Source organism: Pseudomonas plecoglossicida NBRC 103162 = DSM 15088 (assembly GCF_000730665.1).
Classification (GTDB): domain Bacteria; phylum Pseudomonadota; class Gammaproteobacteria; order Pseudomonadales; family Pseudomonadaceae; genus Aquipseudomonas; species Aquipseudomonas plecoglossicida.
This window is the reverse complement of the sequence record NZ_BBIV01000094.1, coordinates 1-662: the sequence shown is the minus strand read 5'-3', so window position 1 is coordinate 662 and position 662 is coordinate 1. Positions and strand designations below refer to the sequence as shown.

Annotated in this window: 1 protein-coding gene; it reads left to right on the top strand. The window is 57.6% G+C overall.

The window, feature by feature from the left end; genetic code table 11:
• Positions 1–147: 147 nt before the first annotated feature.
• On the top strand, positions 148–603 hold the full coding sequence (locus tag PPL01S_RS24225; RefSeq protein ID WP_016391190.1) for an REP-associated tyrosine transposase: 456 nt from the start codon (positions 148–150) through the stop codon (positions 601–603).
• Positions 604–662 lie beyond the last annotated feature (59 nt).

Here is a 662-nt window from a genome sequence, read left to right as displayed (position 1 = left end):
CGCTCGGTCTTCGCCACCCTACAAAGCTCACGACAGGCACCCCCGACCACACCTCGCAGCTATTTACATGCTGCAAATCTCTATCGAATCAATCCATTCATGGCCTGACTAGACTGATCGAACACAAACCCGTTCAGGATGAACACGATGCCCCGCCCCCATGGCTGCATGCTTCGCCGCGCGAGATGCTCGGTACCAGGCAGACTCTACATGCTGACTACTGTTACGCACCAGCGTCGACCTCTGTTTCACGATCTTCGCTTTGCACGCCTGGTCATTCAACACCTGCGTCTCTCAGAGCAACAAGACCACTGCCGATCTCTGGCCTGGGTCGTGATGCCGGACCATGTGCATTGGTTGCTTGAATTGCGCTATGTGACGCTCGGCGCGCTGATGCAGCGTTTCAAATGCCAATCCAGCAATGCACTGCGCAAGACTGGGATGAAGAGGATGAAGGTCTGGCAGACAGGTTTTTACGACCGAGCCTTGCGCCGGGATGAGGATGTCTTCAAGGTCGCCAGATATATCATTGCCAATCCGGTTAGAGCGGGATTGGCAGCGAAGGCTGGTGATTATCCGCATTGGGATGCGGTGTGGCTGTAAGGGCACGACGGGAGAGATGCGGCGCCCGGGAGATCGGGCGCCGCCCGCGCGGCGCATCG

Bases quoted from the DNA above. Each gene is read 5' to 3' on its own strand.
- PPL01S_RS24225 (WP_016391190.1), top strand. From the start codon at position 148: ATGCCCCGCCCCCATGGCTGCATGCTTCGCCGCGCGAGATGCTCGGTA.